Source organism: Pseudomonas sp. QC2, assembly GCF_002859085.1.
Taxonomy (GTDB): Bacteria; Pseudomonadota; Gammaproteobacteria; order Pseudomonadales; family Pseudomonadaceae; genus Aquipseudomonas; species Aquipseudomonas petroselini.
Genome location: NZ_PKKS01000011.1, coordinates 71641 through 87140 on the forward strand (window position 1 = coordinate 71641; position 15500 = coordinate 87140).

The following is a 15500-nucleotide window of genomic DNA, read 5'->3' on the forward strand; positions in this document are numbered from 1 at the left end:
ATCCATGGGTGTTCGACCAATAATAATCCGCGTCCAAACGCGCAATGACCGTCAGGGATATCGCCATGAGCACCACCTACAACGAGGCCGCGACCGCCGCCCCGACCAACTCGACTGCACGGGTCGCCACGGCGAGCATCGTCGGCACCGCCATCGAGTTCTACGATTTCTATATCTACGCCACGGCAGCTGCGCTGGTGATCGGCCCGGTGTTCTTCCCGCAGACCTCCGGCACCGCGCAGATGCTGGCGTCGTTCCTGACCTTCGGTATCGCCTTCATCGCCCGCCCATTGGGCTCGGCGCTGTTCGGCCACTTCGGTGATCGCATCGGGCGTAAATCGACGCTGGTGGCTTCGCTGCTGCTGATGGGTGTGTGTACCACGCTGATTGGCTTGCTGCCGGGTTATGACAGCATCGGGGCCTGGGCGCCGATCCTGTTATGCATACTGCGGTTTGGCCAGGGCTTGGGGCTCGGTGGGGAATGGGGCGGCGCGGCACTGCTGGCGACCGAGAATGCGCCCAAAGGCAAGCGCGCCTGGTTCGGGATGTTCCCGCAACTGGGCCCTTCGATTGGCTTCCTGGCGGCCAATGGCTTGTTCCTGATCCTGGCGATGAGCCTGAACGACGAGCAGTTCCGCAGCTGGGGCTGGCGCATCCCGTTCATCCTCAGCGCTGCGTTGGTGATGGTGGGCCTGTATGCGCGCTTGAAGCTGCATGAAACGCCAGTCTTCGCCAATGCCGTCGCCAAAGAAGCGCCGGTAAAAGTGCCGTTGGTGGACCTGTTCAGCCAGCATTGGCTGCCCGTATTGCTGGGCGCCGCGTCGATGGTGGTGTGTTATGCGTTGTTCTACATCACCACCGCGTTTTCACTGAGCTACGGCGTTTCGACCTTGGGCTATAGCCGCGAGACCTTCCTTGGCTTGTTGTGCTTTGCCGTGCTGTTCATGGGCCTGGCCACGCCGCTGGCGGCCTTGGCCAGTGACCGTTACGGGCGCAGGCCTGTGCTGATCGTCGGTGCGATCCTGGCGATCCTGTCGGGCTTTACCATGGAGCCATTGCTGACCCACGGTTCGACCTGGGCGGTGGCGCTGTTCCTGGCCTTGGAGCTGTTCCTGATGGGCGTGACCTTCGCGCCCATGGGCGCCATGCTGCCGGAATTGTTCCCCACGCGTGTGCGTTATACCGGCGCGTCGGCGGCGTATAACCTAGGTGGGATCGTGGGGGCTTCAGCGGCACCGTTCTTCGCGACCAAGCTGGTGGCGATGGGTGGGCTGAGTTATGTCGGCGGGTATGTGTCGGCGGCGGCGTTGCTCAGCTTGATTGCTGTGCTGTGCCTGAAAGAGACGCGGGATAATGATTTGAACAAGGTTGCCTGATAGACCGTCTTCGCGAGCAAGCCCCCACACATTTGATCGGGTTCACACATTTTGACTTGTGAACTCATTCAAGTGTGGGAGCCGGGCTTGCCCGCGATGGGCGCGACGCGGTTTAAAGCTCTACGACAACAGCCTTGGAAGCACGAGTAGCCTTCGCCCGAGCCGCTTCAATCGACTCATCCCGCGCCAGTGCCACACCCATGCGACGCTGGCCATTCACTTCCGGCTTGCCAAACAGGCGCAACGCCGTGTCCGGCTCGCTCAACGCGGCGCCCAAGTTGGCGAACGCGGTCTGGGTCGACTGCCCTTCCACCAGAATCACCGCCGAAGCCGAAGGCCCGAACTGACGGATCAACGGGATCGGCAGGCCCAGGATGGCGCGAGCGTGCAAGGCGAACTGCGACAGGTCTTGGGAAATCAGGGTCACCAGGCCGGTGTCATGCGGGCGCGGCGACACTTCACTGAACCACACCTGATCACCCTTGATGAACAGCTCCACGCCAAACAGGCCACGACCGCCCAGGGCCTCGGTCACCGCTTTGGCAACGCGCTCGGACTCGGCCAGGGCAATCGGGCTCATGGCCTGCGGCTGCCAGGATTCCTGGTAGTCGCCCTTCTCCTGACGGTGACCGACTGGCGCGCAGAAGGTGGTGCCACCGATGTGACGCACGGTCAGCAGGGTGATTTCGTAGTCGAAGTCGATAAAGCCTTCGATGATCACGCGGCCTTTACCGGCACGACCGCCTTCCTGGGCGTAATCCCAGGCCTTCTGCACATCGTCTGTGCTGCGCAGCAGGCTCTGGCCCTTGCCCGACGAACTCATCACCGGCTTGACCACGCACGGGAAGCCCAGGTCCTGGACGGCCTTGCTGTAGTCTTCGAAGGTATCGGCGAAGTGGTACGGCGAGGTCGGCAGGTCCAGCTCTTCGGCGGCCAGGCGGCGGATGCCTTCGCGGTTCATGGTCAGCGAGGTAGCACGCGCGGTCGGGATCACGGTGAAGCCTTCAGCTTCCAGTTCCACCAGGGTGGCGGTGGCAATGGCTTCGATTTCCGGCACGATGAAGTGCGGTTTTTCCGCCTCGATCACCGCACGCAGGGCGGCGCCGTCGAGCATGTTGATCACGTGGCTACGGTGCGCCACCTGCATGGCCGGCGCGTTGGCGTAGCGATCCACGGCAATCACTTCAACGCCCAGGCGTTGCAGTTCGATTACCACTTCCTTGCCCAGCTCACCGCAGCCACACAGCAAAACGCGGGTCGCGGTTGGCGACAATGGAGTTCCGATTCGGGTCATCTCAGGTCCTCAGGGGAGCGGATCATGGGGAGAAAGGCGGGCATTTTACATGAACTGTAAAAATTGGCCTCAGTTGGCGACGGCCCGCTTGCGGATTCGCCAAGCCATGATCAGCCACACCACCGTGACCCCGGCGAATTTCGATACCAGCGCGGTGCCCGCCACGGCCGGGGTGAGCGCGCCGATCAGGCCGAAGAAGATAAACGTGTCGAGGGGAATGCTCAGTGCTGAACTTATCCACAGGCGATCGTGCAGCGGGCGCTTGGTGATACTGAACACCAGCCAGTCGATGCACTCGGACACTGCGAACGCCGTGGCGCTGGCCAGGGCAATGGCCGGGTCGGACGTGACATACGACAGCACCAGCGCTGCCAGCATGGCAATGATTGCACCGTGGCCGAAGCGGGTTTGCACCATGTCGCGCAAGATAAAGACCAGGCCACCCCAGGCGGACCAGATGACGTCCAGGTGCGGGGCGGTGGAGAAGGCGAAGTTGATCAGCACGACGCTGCTGATGTAGGCGATCAGGAAGAGCATGGAGGACGGACCTGTGGGTGATGCCGCACAGGGTACTTCACAGCAACCCTTGTAGCGAGCGGACCTCTTGTGGTGAACGGGCTTGCTGTGGTGAGCAGGCTTCTTGTGGTGAGCGGGCTTCTTGTGGTGAGCGGGCTTGCCCCGCGCTGGGTGGCGAAGCCGCCCCATTTCAGGCACTGAGTTTTCCCAGTTAGAACTGAGTGCCTGGGTTTGGGGCGGCTTCGCCACCCAGCGCGGGGCAAGCCCGCTCACTACAAATCAGGCACCGGATTCCCCGGAGACCATAAACACCAACCCACTCGCCACCGCCCGCTCATGGCACAACCCCAACACCACCCGCCGCTCGGCATTGTCCATGCGGCTCCAACGTGTGATCTCATCCACCGTACGCTGGCAGCCGGTGCATATGTCGTCATCGTCCAGCGCGCAAATGCTCACGCACGGCGAGGCGACGGGGCGTTCAATGGGGCTCATGCTTCCTGCTCAACCAGGTCACGCGCATAACGCTGCGAGTTGTGCACATAGTGCGCAGCGCTGGCTTCGAGCATGCGTTTTTGCGCGTCGGTCAGTTCACGCACCACCTTGCCCGGCGAGCCCATCACCAGCGAACCATCCGGGATTTCCTTGCCTTCGCCGATCAGCGAGTTGGCGCCGATGATGCAATGTTTGCCGATCTTCGCGCCGTTGAGGATCACAGCATTAATGCCGATCAGGCTGTAATCGTCGACAGTGCAACCATGCAACATGGCGTTATGACCAATGGTCACGCCAGTGCCCAGGGTCAGCGGGTAGCCCATGTCGGTGTGCATCACGCTACCGTCCTGCACGTTACTGTTCTTGCCGATCAGGATCAGTTCGTTGTCGCCACGCAACACCGCGTTGAACCAGACGTTGGCGCCCTCCTCCAGCTTGACCTTGCCCACCAGTGTGGCATTCGGTGCCACCCAGCTCTGTGGATGAGTCTCGACACGGGCGTCGCCCAGGCGGTATTTCATGGTTTTCCCTCACGGCATTGCCATTCAAGCGATGGCTTAGGTATTGATGAAGCTCTTGGGCGGCTGATGCAGGCTGATCTGAGCGTCGTCATAGAGCAGATTGATCAGCTCGACGATCATGATTGCCGTCAGCCCCCAAATCTTGTATTCGCCGAACCGATAGCTGGGCACGTACCAACTGCGACCCTGGTAATCAATCCGATGGGTATGTTCGCGCGGGTCCTGTCGGAAGAAGTCCAACGGCACGCTGAAAACGGCGGCAATCTCGGCATCGTTGGCCAGGTATTCGACGTAATCGGGGATAACGCCCACATACGGCGTGACGCGAATGCCATGCAGGGAGATCAACGGGCTCAGGGGGCCGATCACTTCGACCAGCCCAGGCGGCAGGCCAATTTCTTCTTCGGCCTCGCGCAGCGCGGTGAAGATCAGGTCCGGGTCTTCAGGGTCGCGGCGCCCGCCGGGGAAGGCCACTTCGCCACCATGGGTCGACAGGCCGCTGGCGCGCAGGGTCAGGATCAGCTCAGGTTCGTCACTGCGGGTAATCGGCACCAATACAGCGGCCTCGGGGAAACGTCCGTCCGTTTCCAGCGTATGCGGCGTGTGATTGCTTACCCGGCGAAGTAGCTCGTCCAGCATGAGTCATCTCGGTCTGTTGGCTACCTTGCATCATGCACCAAAGCGTGCGGGTGCCCAACCCCAAAACCCGCGCAGTGTCGCTAAACGACAACTTGCAGCGCCCTGCCCGTCACGCCAAGATAGACGCACTTTCCAGGAACCCCAGCATGAATTTCTGCAGCCAGTGCGGTAAACCGGTTACCCAACGCATCCCCGAAGGCGACGGCCGCCTGCGCTTTGTGTGTGATCACTGCTCGACCATCCACTACCAGAACCCCAATATCGTCGCCGGCACCGTACCGGTGTGGGGCGATAAAGTGCTGCTGTGCCGCCGCGCCATCGAGCCGCGCCTGGGTTACTGGACCCTGCCCGCAGGGTTTATGGAGAACGGCGAGACGGTGCAACAGGCCGCCGCCCGCGAAACCCTGGAAGAAGCCTGCGCCCGTGTGCACAACCTGAGCCTCTACACGCTGATCGACGTGCCGCACATCAACCAGGTGCATATCTTCTACCGCGCCGAGCTGGTGGACCTGGACTATGCCGCCGGCCCCGAAAGCCTTGAAGTGCAGTTGTTCGACGAAGCCGACATCCCTTGGTCCGAGCTGGCTTTCCGCACCGTGGGCCGTACCCTAGAATACTTTTTCGCTGACCGTCGGCAACAGTCGTTCCCGGTGCGCAGCGAGGCCGTGCCGCCAATGGGCAAGCCCACCCCATAACACTCTGGCAGATGGCCTTTAAAGGGATACCGTTTCAATGCGTTGGTTGCTTGCTCTTATCTGCCTGTCGTTCGTTACCCTGTCATCGGCCTCCACCGTGGAAACCCTGGGCGGTAAAACCGTCGAAAAAGTCCTGGTGCTCAAGTCCGCCCACCAACTGCAGTTGATCAACGACGGCAAGCCCTTCAAGACCTACCGTATTTCCCTGGGCAAAAACCCCAAGGGCCACAAGTTGATCGAGGGCGACCGCCGCACGCCGGAGGGCCTGTACTGGATCGACTGGCGCAAGACCAGCGAGCGCTTCAACCTGGCCATGCACATCTCCTACCCGAATATCAGCGACGCCGCCCGCGCCCGCCGCGAAGGCGTGAAGCCGGGCAGCATGATCATGATCCACGGCACCCCCGACACCGAGGATTACCCGGAGCAGTGGTTCCACACCCTGGACTGGACCGACGGCTGCATCGGCATGCGCAATGTGGATATGCGTGAAGTCTGGACCCTGGTCAAAGACGGCACCCTGATCGAGATTCGGCCGTAATCTCGTACCGTTCGTAAAATAATCTGAAAATAATTCCTGCCCCTGGCAGCGCCTGCCGGTGAATACCAGTTCACCGGGCGGGCTGCGCACTTCTGCGCGCGATAAAGACCTCTCTAATACCACTTGATACCAGGCACCAATAGAGCGCCCTAAAACCGGTGCTTGCACCGTTTTGGCAGCATTGACATGGTATTTAAGTGGTATTAATTTCCGACCCATACCGGGCGACAACACTCCAATAACCGCATCGGAAACCTCACAGATGAACCCCATCCTGACGCTGCGTCCCGACGACAAACAATCCACGCCGCTGTACCTGCAACTGGCGCGCAACCTCGAAGCGGCGATCCATGCCGGCCAGTGGAAATCCGAACAGGCACTGCCGTCGGAGCGCGCCCTCAGCGAGCAGTTGAGTATTTCGCGAGTGACTGCGCGTAAAGCGCTGGAAGTGCTGTTTGCCCAAGGCCTCATCCGCCGCAGCCAAGGCTCCGGCACGTTTATCACGCCGCGCCTGGAACAACCGCTGTCACGCCTGTCGGGCTTCAGCGAGATGCTGCGGCTGAAGGGTTTTGTCCCCACCTCCCAGTGGCTGGAGCGCGATATCACCCCGCCGACCCACGAAGAGCTGATCCGCCTGGGCCTGTCGCCCACCGCCAAAGTGGCGCGCCTCAAACGCCTGCGCAAAGCCGATGACACGGTCATGGCGATTGAAATGACCGCCATGCCCGCTTCAGTGCTGCCCCACCCGCAAGCCATCGGCAATTCGCTGTACGAATACCTGGAAAGCATCGGTAAGCCTGTGGTGCGTGCCCTGCAGCACATCCAGGCCATTAATGCCTCGGATGAGTTCGCCAAGTTGGTAGGCATTGCTCCCGGCACCGCCATGCTGCTGATGACCCGGGTCGGCTACACCGCCGACAACACGCCGATTGAAATCACCGACACCTACTGCCGCAACGACTACTACGACTTCGTCGCAGAACTGCGCCGCCATGACTATTCCGCTGAACTGCGAATTTAGAGAACTGCCCATGTCCGAAGACAACATCCTCACGCCCAGCGGCTGGATTCGCGGCCGCCTGGTGCACGAGCACGGCAAGGTCGTCGCCATCGAAGGCGCGCCGTGCGACCCGGCTGACAACGACTTGCCCTACTTGCTGCCCGGCTTTATCGACCTGCATGTGCACGGCGGTGGCGGCAAGGACATCATGGAAGGCGTTGAAGCCTTCGAGACCATCACCCGCACCCATGTGCGTTTCGGCACCACCTCGCTGCTGGCCACCACCATGACGGCACCGGTGGATGAAATCTCCCGCGTGCTCGGCCAGCTCGGCAACTTCTGCGAGCAACGTCCTACAGGCAGCGCCCGTGTGCTCGGCGTGCACTTGGAAGGTCCCTACATCAATCCAGGCAAACTCGGCGCCCAACCTAACTTCGCCCACACCGCGTTGATGGCCGAAGTGGAAGCCTACCTGCGCCTGGCGCCGATCCGGGTGATCACCATCGCGCCGGAAATCGCCGGCCACGATGCGCTGATCCGCGCCCTCAGCGAACGCGGCGTGCGCATGCAGATCGGCCACACCCTGGGCAGCTATGAAGAAGGCGTCGCCGCCCTCGCCGCCGGTGCCACCAGCTTCACCCATTTGTACAACGCCATGAGCCCGCTGCATCACCGCGAGCCGGGCATCGTCGGCGCCGCGCTGGCGCACGCCCAGTACGCCGAATTGATCCCCGACCTGCTGCACGTCCACCCCGGCGCCATGCGTGTGGCACTGCGCGCGATCCCCTGCCTGTACTGCGTCACCGACTCCACCGCCGCCGCCGGCATGCCCGATGGCGAATACAAGCTGGGCAGCCACACCGTGACCAAATGCCTGGGCGGTGTGCGCCTGGCCGACGGCACCCTGGCCGGCAGCACGCTGACCATGGACCAGGCGCTGCGCAACCTGGTGAAGATCGGCCTGCCCATCAGCGAAGCCTCACAACGCCTGTCGCAATTTCCTGCGGACTACTTGGGCCTGGAAGAACGCGGCCGCCTGCAACCCGGCAGTTTTGCCGACTGCGTGCGCCTGGACCGCTCCCTGACACTCACCGACGTAATGGTCGAAGGAGAAACCATTGACTTCAAAAATGCTTGAAGAGGCCCTGGCCTCCTGCGACGCCGTCGCGGCGCAGCTGCAACGCCTGGACCCGTTGCTGGAGGAAGTCGCCGGCTGCCTGCGCCGCCAGCCGCCGCAAGTGGCGATGACCATCGCCCGTGGCAGCTCGGACCATGCCGCCAGCTACTTCGCGTACTTGGCCATGCAGCATGTGGGCATTCCGGTGGCGTCATTGCCCATGTCCGTGGTGACCTTGTTGCAAGCGCCAATGAAAGTCAGCGGCCAGGTGGCATTTGGGTTCTCCCAATCGGGCCAGAGCCCGGACCTGGTCAACAGCCTGCGCCTGCTGCGTAAACGTGGCGCCCTGAGCGTTTCGCTGGTCAACGCCGAAGATTCGCCCTTGGAAGCTGCCTGCGAATTCCACGTGCCGCTGTGCGCCGGGCCGGAACACAGCGTGGCCGCCACCAAAAGCTTTATCGCCACCCTCAGCGCCAGCGCGTTGTTGATCGGCCACTGGAACCAGGAAGCCGATTTGCTCGAAGCCTGCCGCGCCCTGCCCGACGAGCTGCGTACAGCCGCCAAGCAGGATTGGAGCACAGCCATCGACGCCCTGCGCGATTGCCAGCAATTGATGGTCATCGGCCGAGGCGCCGGTTTTGCCATCGCCCAGGAAGCCGCGCTCAAGCTCAAGGAAACCTCGGCGATCCAGGCCGAAGCGTTCAGCAGCGCCGAAGTGCGCCACGGGCCGATGGCGTTGATCGGTGACAACTACCCATTGCTGGTCTTCGCCCCACGCGGCGCCGAGCAAGCCGGCCTGCTGAGCCTGGCCGCCGACATGCGCCAACGCGGCGCCCGCGTGTTGCTGGCCGCGCCGGACGATATCGCCGAACGCGACCTGACTTTGAGCCGCGCCGAACACCCGAGCCTGGACCCGATCCTGGCGATCCAGAGTTTCTACGTGATGGCCGCAGGCCTGGCGGTCGCCCGGGGCATGGACCCGGACCAACCGCGCCACCTGAGCAAAGTCACTCGTACTCACTGAGTCGAGTGCCGTGTTTTCCTGATGAGTACCGTGCCCATGTCCAACAACAATAATGATCTGACCCTCTGCGCGCCCCTCAGCGGGCCGGTACTGACCCTGGGCAATGTTCCCGACGACGTGTTCGCCAGTGGCGCCATGGGCGACGGCATTGCCATCGACCCGCTGAATGATTGCCTGCACGCGCCGTTTGACGGGGAAATCATCCACGTCGCGCGCACCGGGCACGCCCTGACGATCCGCGCCAAGAACGGTGCCGAGGTGTTGATGCATGTGGGCATCGATACGGTGGAACTGAATGGCGAGGGGTTTGCCTTGCTGGTGAAGAACGGCGCGCGGGTGAGCCAGGGCCAAGCCCTGGTTCAGTTTGACCTGGACCGCATTGCGCGCCAGTGCAAGAGCCTGGTCAGCCTGATCATCCTGACCAATGGCGAGCGCTTTGAATTGCGTGCGCTTGCCGGGCGAACGGTCAAGGTCGGCGAGCCGTTGTTGCAGATCGCGGCGCGTTCGGCGGCGTCGGCTGAAGCGCCTGTGGATAACTCGGCAGGTGAAGCCAGCGCCAGCGTACGCATTACCCATCGGGGCGGATTGCATGCGCGTCCGGCGGCATTAGTGCGCAAGGCCGCGCAGGGTTTCAGCAGCCAGGCGCAACTGCATTTTGGCGACAAGTCGGCGTCGTGCGACAGCCTGATTGGCTTGATGGGCCTGGGCATTGGTGAAGGTGATGAGGTCCGCGTGAGCTGTCGTGGCAAGGACGCTGAGGCGGCGCTGCAGGCGCTGGTCGCGGCCTTGTCCGCCGCCATTAAAGAAGAACACCACGCCCCCGCCGCAGCCCCCGCTCCGCGCCGGGCGAATACCGAAGTCGGTGTGTTGCAAGGCGTGTGTGCTGCGCCGGGCCTGGTGTGCGGGCCGCTGTTCCGCCTGACCGGCATCGAACTGCCTGCCGACACCGGCAACCACTCTGCCGATGAGCAACTGCAGCGTCTGGACGCGGCTCTGGAGCAAGTGCGCAGCGAAATCCGCAGCACCCTCGACCACGCCCGCCAGCGCAAGAACGCCGAGGAAGAGGACATCTTCGCCGCCCACCTCGCGCTGCTGGAAGACCCTAATTTGCTCGAAGCTGCGACCGGCTCGATTGAACAAGGCAGCGCGGCTACCCACGCCTGGCGCGATGCAATCCAGGCGCAATGCGCAGTGCTGCTGGCCCTGGGCAAACCGCTGTTCGCCGAGCGCGCCAATGACCTGCGTGACCTGCAACAACGGGTACTGCGCGCATTACTGGGTGAAGCCTGGCACTTCGAATTGCCGGCCGGGGCGATTGTCAGCGCCCATGAACTGACGCCGTCTGACCTGCTGCAACTGAGTGCGCAACACGCCGTCGGCCTCTGCATGGCCGAAGGCGGCGCCACTTCTCACGTAGCCATTTTGGCTCGGGGTAAAGGCCTGCCTTGCGTAGTGGCGTTGGGCGCCGACGTACTCGACGTGCCCCAGGGCCAACGCGTGGTGCTGGACGCCGCCAACGGTCGCCTGGAACTGGCCCCCAGCGATGCGCGCCACGCTGAAGTGCACCAGATTCGCGACGCGCAAAAGTTGCGGCGCCAGCAGCAACAGGCGCAAGCCCAACAACCCGCTCACACCACCGACGGTGTGAGCATCGAGATCGCCGCGAATGTCGCCTCCAGCGCCGAAGCCCAGGTGGCGTTCGAAAACGGTGCCGATGGCGTCGGCCTGCTGCGCACCGAATTTCTCTTCGTCGACCGCCGCACCGCGCCCGATGAACAGGAACAACGCCACGCCTACCAAGCCGTGCTGGATGCCATGGGTGACAAGTCAGTGATCATCCGCACCATTGACGTGGGTGGCGACAAGCAACTCGACTACCTGCCGTTGCCCGTCGAAGCCAACCCGGTACTGGGCCTGCGTGGCATTCGCCTGGCCCAGGTGCGCCCTGACGTGCTCGACCAGCAACTGCGTGCCCTGCTGCAAGTCAGTCCGCTGGCGCGCTGCCGGATCCTGCTGCCGATGGTCAGCGAGGTCGATGAACTGCTGCACATCCGCCAACGCCTGGATGAGCTGTGCGTGGAGTTGGAACTGACCCAGCGCCCAGAACTGGGCGTGATGATCGAAGTGCCCGCCGCTGCACTGATGGCCGAGCAGCTTGCGCGGTATGCAGACTTCCTGTCCATCGGCACCAATGACCTGTCCCAGTACACCCTGGCGATGGACCGCGACCACGCCGGCCTCGCCGCCCGCGTCGATGCGTTGCACCCGGCGCTGCTGCGGCTGATCGCCCAAACCTGCGCGGGCGCTGCGAAACACGGGCGTTGGGTCGGCGTGTGTGGCGCCCTGGCATCCGACCCGCTGGCCACACCGGTGCTGGTCGGCCTGGGGGTCAGCGAGCTGTCCGTCAGTCCGCTGCAGATCGGCGAAATCAAGGACCGCGTCCGCCACCTGGATGCGGCGCAATGCCGGCAACTGAGCCAGGGCATGCTCGACCTGAGCAGCGCCAAGGCCGTTCGCCAAGCCTGTCAACACCACTGGCCGCTGAGCTGACAACAACAAGAAAAAAGGAGACACGCCATGTACCAACATTTTATTGAAGGCCTGCAACGCCTCGGCCGCGCGCTGATGCTGCCGATCGCAATCCTGCCGATCGCCGGCCTGCTGCTGCGCCTGGGCGACACCGACCTGCTGAACATCGCGGTGATGCACGACGCCGGGCAGGCGATCTTCGCCAACCTGGCGTTGATCTTCGCCATCGGCATTGCCGTGGGCTTTGCCCGCGACAACAACGGCACGGCCGGACTGGCCGGGGCCATTGGTTACCTGGTGATGGTCTCCACGCTCAAGGTGATGGACACCACCATCAACATGGGCATGCTCGCCGGGATCGCCAGCGGCTTGATGGCGGGCGGGCTGTATAACCGCTTCAAGGACATCAAGCTGCCGGAGTACCTGGCGTTCTTCGGTGGGCGACGGTTTGTGCCGATTGTCACCGGGTTTTCGGCGGTCGGCTTGGGCGTTATTTTTGGTTTGATCTGGCCGCCGATCCAGCATGGCATCAACAGCTTCGGCGTCTTGCTGATGGAAAGCGGCAGCCTGGGGGCGTTTGTGTTTGGCGTGTTCAACCGCCTGCTGATCGTTACCGGCCTGCACCATATCCTCAACAACATGGCGTGGTTTGTGTTTGGCACCTTTACCGACCCGGTGACCGGGGCGGTCGTGACCGGTGACCTGACCCGCTACTTTGCTGGCGACCCCAAAGGCGGTCAGTTCATGACCGGCATGTTCCCAGTGATGCTGTTCGGCCTGCCGGCTGCGTGCCTGGCGATGTACCGCAATGCATTGCCGGAGCGCCGCAAAGTGATGGGCGGGATTTTCCTGTCGATGGCGCTGACCTCGTTCTTGACCGGGGTGACTGAGCCGATTGAATTTGCGTTTATGTTTCTTGCGCCGTTTTTGTACCTGATTCACGCCGTGCTGACGGGCCTGTCGATGGCTGTCACCAATATGCTGAATATCCACCTGGGCTTTACCTTCTCCGGTGGGTTTATCGACATGGTGCTGGGTTGGGGCAAGTCCACCAATGGCTGGCTGGTGTTCCCGGTGGGGTTGGCCTACGCGGTGGTCTACTACAGCGTGTTCAACTACTGCATTCGTCGCTTCAACCTGAAAACGCCGGGCCGGGAAGATATCCAGGTGGTGCAGGCTGAGGTGATGACGGATAACCAGCGGGCCACGGCATACATCCAAGCCCTGGGCGGCGCGGAGAACCTGCTGAGCGTTGGCGCCTGCACCACACGCCTGCGGTTGGACATGGTGGATCGCAACAAGGCGGTGGATGCGGAGTTGAAAGCGCTGGGCGCCATGGCCGTGGTTCGGCCGGGGAACGGCGGGAGCTTGCAGGTGGTGGTTGGGCCGATGGCGGATAGCATTGCTGATGAGATTCGCTTGGCGATGCCTTCGTTTGTTGCCAGTACACCTGTGACGGTTGCGCCTGTGGATAAGCCGCTGGCGGTGAATGTACAGGAAGCCGAGAAATGGCTGAGCGCCTTGGGTGGCCGTGGGAATGTGCGGCAGCTGGAAGCCGTGGCGATGACCCGGTTGCGGGTGGAGTTGGGGGATGATTCGGGGTTGTCTGAAGCTGATCTCACTGCACTGGGTTGCCAAGGGGTGAGCCAGCTGGAAAGCGGTGCTTGGCACCTGTTGATTGGTGACAAGGCATCCGGGTTGAGTGAGGCGCTGGAGCGGTTGGTGACCCGCCCAATCAACGCCTGATCACCCTGTGGCGAGGGAGCTTGCTCCCGCTGGGCTGCGTAGCAGCCCCTTGTTCAGAACACCCATTTTTTCAGACAGAACGCTGTGGCAGGTTTTGGGGGCGCTTCGCACCCCAACGGGAGCAAGCTCCCTCGCCACAGAGTGGGTGTGGTCAGTTGCTGATCGGCACTTCCTGTAGGTCCAACACCCGATCGACCATCAACTGGATACCTTCCACCATTCGATGAATCCCCAGCACCGCATCACGCTGGGGGCCGTCGACGTCAAACGCCAGATTGCCCGCCAGTGCCTGGACTGATGCCAGGTCTTGGGAAGCATTGGCGAGCAGGGTTTCGCTGTTCAAGTTGGGTAGTACAGTGAAGAGTTGGTCGGCGGGCTGAGAATCAGATGGAGGATTTGGACTGTTTTTGATCATGGTAAAACTCCTAACAAAAAGTGGGAGCTACCGACATCACTTGCAGATGATGGGTGGCAGCTGTGTACGGGTCTGCAAGACCGAGTTGTTAGGAACCTCGGCAGACCCGAGGGTCTCCCGCACACAGCCACCATGAATCAATAACCGCTTTATGAAAGCGGCATGATTATAGGTGCGCTGTTCAGCACTAACAAATTATCGGCGGGCTTGCAGTCCCGGTCACTGAATTGGCAGCGACGGGAAAAGGTTAGTGAGGTGAGTTCCGAGGGACAACCTGAAAGGCTTGTAGGAAATCTCTGAGGCGCCTGTACCGACGCCATCGCAGGCAACGAAAACCCGGCCAAAGCCGGGCGCTTTAATCTCGGTTACTCAATCCGAGCAAACCGCTCAATAACAGGCTGTTCTCTATGCTCTGCCTGCCACAGGTCATAACTGCTCTGCATTGAGAGCCACATCTGGGCCTTGCTGATGCCCGCGCGCTCAAGCCGCACAGCTAGATCAGGGCTAACAGGCGCATGCCCATGAAGAATTCTTGAAAAGGTTTCCCTAGCGAAACCCAGGCGGCGAGCAACTTCAGTGATCGTCATTCCCAGCCCGGGAATGACATCCTCAAGCAGTATTTCCCCTGGGTGAGGAGGATTGTGCATACCCATAAACAGACCCCTTCTCAGTGGTAATCCAGATAGTCGACCAGCTCGACTTGATCGTCATACATGCGAAAAATGATGCGCCAGTTACCACTGATGCTCACTGACCAGTAGTCGACAAGATCCCCCTTCAAGCGATGGAAGCGCCAACCTGGCAGTTCCAGATCGCTCCAATGAATCGCGCTGTCTAAAATCAGCAAGACACGGCGCAAGCGATTCACGTGGTTGGCATTGATCCCTTTCGTTGAGCCCGTTTCATAAAAGATGCGAAGGCCTTTATGTTTCCAACTAACGATCATGGCGCAATTGTGATGTGATACATCACGCCATGCAATAGCCGCATATCAGTTCTGGTCGTCAGACTCATAACATTCCACCACTGAGAAAATGCAAAGCAGGGAGGCTAGGGAGATGGGTTCCGAGGGACAACCTGAAAGGCCTGTGGGAAAGATCTGACGCGCCTGTCCCAACGCCTTCGCGAGCAAGCCCGCTCCCACATTCGACTGCATTCCTTCAGGATAAACGCGGTCGAATGTGGGAGCTGGCTTGCCTGCGATTGGCCCTTACAGCCAACAAAAAACCCGCTGACCAAACTGGCCCAGCGGGTTTCTTGTTTCTACAGCCAACAGATCAAAAATCCGCCAGCTGCCACACCTCATACGCCGGTGTCTCATACGGATGGCTAAGCTTGAGTGCAGCCACGACAGCCACAATCAACTCATCCGCCACCACCAGTTCAACCTTCCATTCCTCAACCACTTCAACCTGGCCAACTTGCCCAATAAACGGCTGGCTGCCGTCCAACGCGCGGAATTGGCCCTGGCCCAGCACTTGCCAGGCGCAGCTGTCGTAGTTGCCGATGCGCCCGCCGCCAGCTGCGAAGACGGCGGTTTTCACCGTCTCCACGTGGCTGTCGGGCACGAAGAAGCTGAGCTTGTACACGGC

Annotated in this window: 17 protein-coding genes; 8 read left to right on the forward strand and 9 right to left on the reverse strand. The window is 61.7% G+C overall.

Annotated features, from left to right (window positions below):
• Positions 1 to 65 precede the first annotated feature (65 nt).
• Positions 66 to 1376 (forward strand): MFS transporter, encoded by a 1311-nt coding sequence (locus tag QCBJ_RS11420; protein ID WP_102060847.1) that lies wholly within the window; start codon positions 66 to 68, stop codon positions 1374 to 1376.
• A 112-nt stretch (positions 1377 to 1488) separates the two neighbouring features.
• Here QCBJ_RS11420 and purT read toward each other — a convergent pair whose 3' ends face one another.
• The 5 genes from purT to QCBJ_RS11445 all read right to left on the reverse strand — a co-directional run bounded on the left by purT (position 1489) and on the right by QCBJ_RS11445 (position 4841).
• Entirely contained in the window at positions 1489 to 2670 is a 1182-nt protein-coding gene (purT, locus tag QCBJ_RS11425) for a formate-dependent phosphoribosylglycinamide formyltransferase (protein WP_014719785.1), read from the reverse strand.
• Positions 2671 to 2739: 69 nt separating this feature from the next.
• Positions 2740 to 3207 (reverse strand): VUT family protein, encoded by a 468-nt coding sequence (locus tag QCBJ_RS11430; RefSeq protein ID WP_015885703.1) that lies wholly within the window; start codon positions 3205 to 3207, stop codon positions 2740 to 2742.
• Between the two features lie 258 nt (positions 3208 to 3465).
• Complete coding sequence (locus QCBJ_RS11435) at positions 3466 to 3681, reverse strand: DUF1289 domain-containing protein (protein WP_015885704.1); 216 nt, start codon at positions 3679 to 3681, stop codon at positions 3466 to 3468.
• Positions 3678 to 4202 carry a gamma carbonic anhydrase family protein gene (locus QCBJ_RS11440; RefSeq protein WP_015885705.1) on the reverse strand — a complete coding sequence of 175 codons (525 nt, stop codon included), beginning with the start codon at positions 4200 to 4202 and terminating at the stop codon, positions 3678 to 3680. The genes QCBJ_RS11435 and QCBJ_RS11440 overlap by 4 nt, the downstream gene beginning before the upstream one ends.
• Before the next feature lie 36 nt (positions 4203 to 4238).
• Positions 4239 to 4841, reverse strand: a complete 603-nt coding sequence (locus QCBJ_RS11445; RefSeq protein WP_015885706.1) for a CoA pyrophosphatase — start codon at positions 4839 to 4841, stop codon at positions 4239 to 4241.
• A gap of 146 nt (positions 4842 to 4987) precedes the next feature.
• Between QCBJ_RS11445 and QCBJ_RS11450 the strand changes: the two genes are divergently transcribed.
• From QCBJ_RS11450 to nagE, 7 genes are all read left to right on the forward strand, one after another.
• A complete protein-coding gene (locus QCBJ_RS11450; RefSeq protein WP_043205844.1) occupies positions 4988 to 5536 on the forward strand; it encodes an NUDIX hydrolase in 549 nt (182 codons plus the stop codon).
• A 37-nt stretch (positions 5537 to 5573) separates the two neighbouring features.
• Positions 5574 to 6077 carry a murein L,D-transpeptidase family protein gene (locus QCBJ_RS11455; protein WP_015885708.1) on the forward strand — a complete coding sequence of 168 codons (504 nt, stop codon included), beginning with the start codon at positions 5574 to 5576 and terminating at the stop codon, positions 6075 to 6077.
• Positions 6078 to 6339: 262 nt separating this feature from the next.
• The gene (locus QCBJ_RS11460; RefSeq protein WP_102060848.1) at positions 6340 to 7098 is read left to right on the forward strand and encodes a GntR family transcriptional regulator; all 759 of its coding nucleotides are present in this window, start codon (positions 6340 to 6342) and stop codon (positions 7096 to 7098) included.
• Between the two features lie 10 nt (positions 7099 to 7108).
• Positions 7109 to 8215 (forward strand): N-acetylglucosamine-6-phosphate deacetylase, encoded by a 1107-nt coding sequence (nagA, locus tag QCBJ_RS11465; protein WP_102060849.1) that lies wholly within the window; start codon positions 7109 to 7111, stop codon positions 8213 to 8215.
• Positions 8208 to 9218, forward strand: coding sequence for an SIS domain-containing protein (locus tag QCBJ_RS11470; RefSeq protein WP_102060850.1), 1011 nt, complete (start codon positions 8208 to 8210; stop codon positions 9216 to 9218). The genes nagA and QCBJ_RS11470 overlap by 8 nt, the downstream gene beginning before the upstream one ends.
• A gap of 36 nt (positions 9219 to 9254) precedes the next feature.
• Positions 9255 to 11768, forward strand: a complete 2514-nt coding sequence (gene ptsP, locus QCBJ_RS11475; protein WP_102060851.1) for a phosphoenolpyruvate--protein phosphotransferase — start codon at positions 9255 to 9257, stop codon at positions 11766 to 11768.
• Positions 11769 to 11795: 27 nt separating this feature from the next.
• A complete protein-coding gene (gene nagE, locus QCBJ_RS11480; protein ID WP_102060852.1) occupies positions 11796 to 13493 on the forward strand; it encodes an N-acetylglucosamine-specific PTS transporter subunit IIBC in 1698 nt (565 codons plus the stop codon).
• 151 nt (positions 13494 to 13644) lie between these two features.
• On the opposite strand, the gene QCBJ_RS11485 is transcribed toward nagE, so the two are convergent.
• The 4 genes from QCBJ_RS11485 to QCBJ_RS11500 form a co-directional block, all read right to left on the reverse strand.
• Positions 13645 to 13908, reverse strand: coding sequence for a DUF6124 family protein (locus QCBJ_RS11485; RefSeq protein ID WP_015885714.1), 264 nt, complete (start codon positions 13906 to 13908; stop codon positions 13645 to 13647).
• A 365-nt stretch (positions 13909 to 14273) separates the two neighbouring features.
• On the reverse strand, positions 14274 to 14561 hold the full coding sequence (locus tag QCBJ_RS11490; RefSeq protein WP_010207958.1) for a HigA family addiction module antitoxin: 288 nt from the start codon (positions 14559 to 14561) through the stop codon (positions 14274 to 14276).
• Positions 14562 to 14575: 14 nt separating this feature from the next.
• Complete coding sequence (locus QCBJ_RS11495; protein WP_015885715.1) at positions 14576 to 14854, reverse strand: type II toxin-antitoxin system RelE/ParE family toxin; 279 nt, start codon at positions 14852 to 14854, stop codon at positions 14576 to 14578.
• A 331-nt stretch (positions 14855 to 15185) separates the two neighbouring features.
• On the reverse strand, positions 15186 to 15497 hold the full coding sequence (locus QCBJ_RS11500) for an NIF3 1 (RefSeq protein WP_015885716.1): 312 nt from the start codon (positions 15495 to 15497) through the stop codon (positions 15186 to 15188).
• Positions 15498 to 15500: the final 3 nt, after the last annotated feature.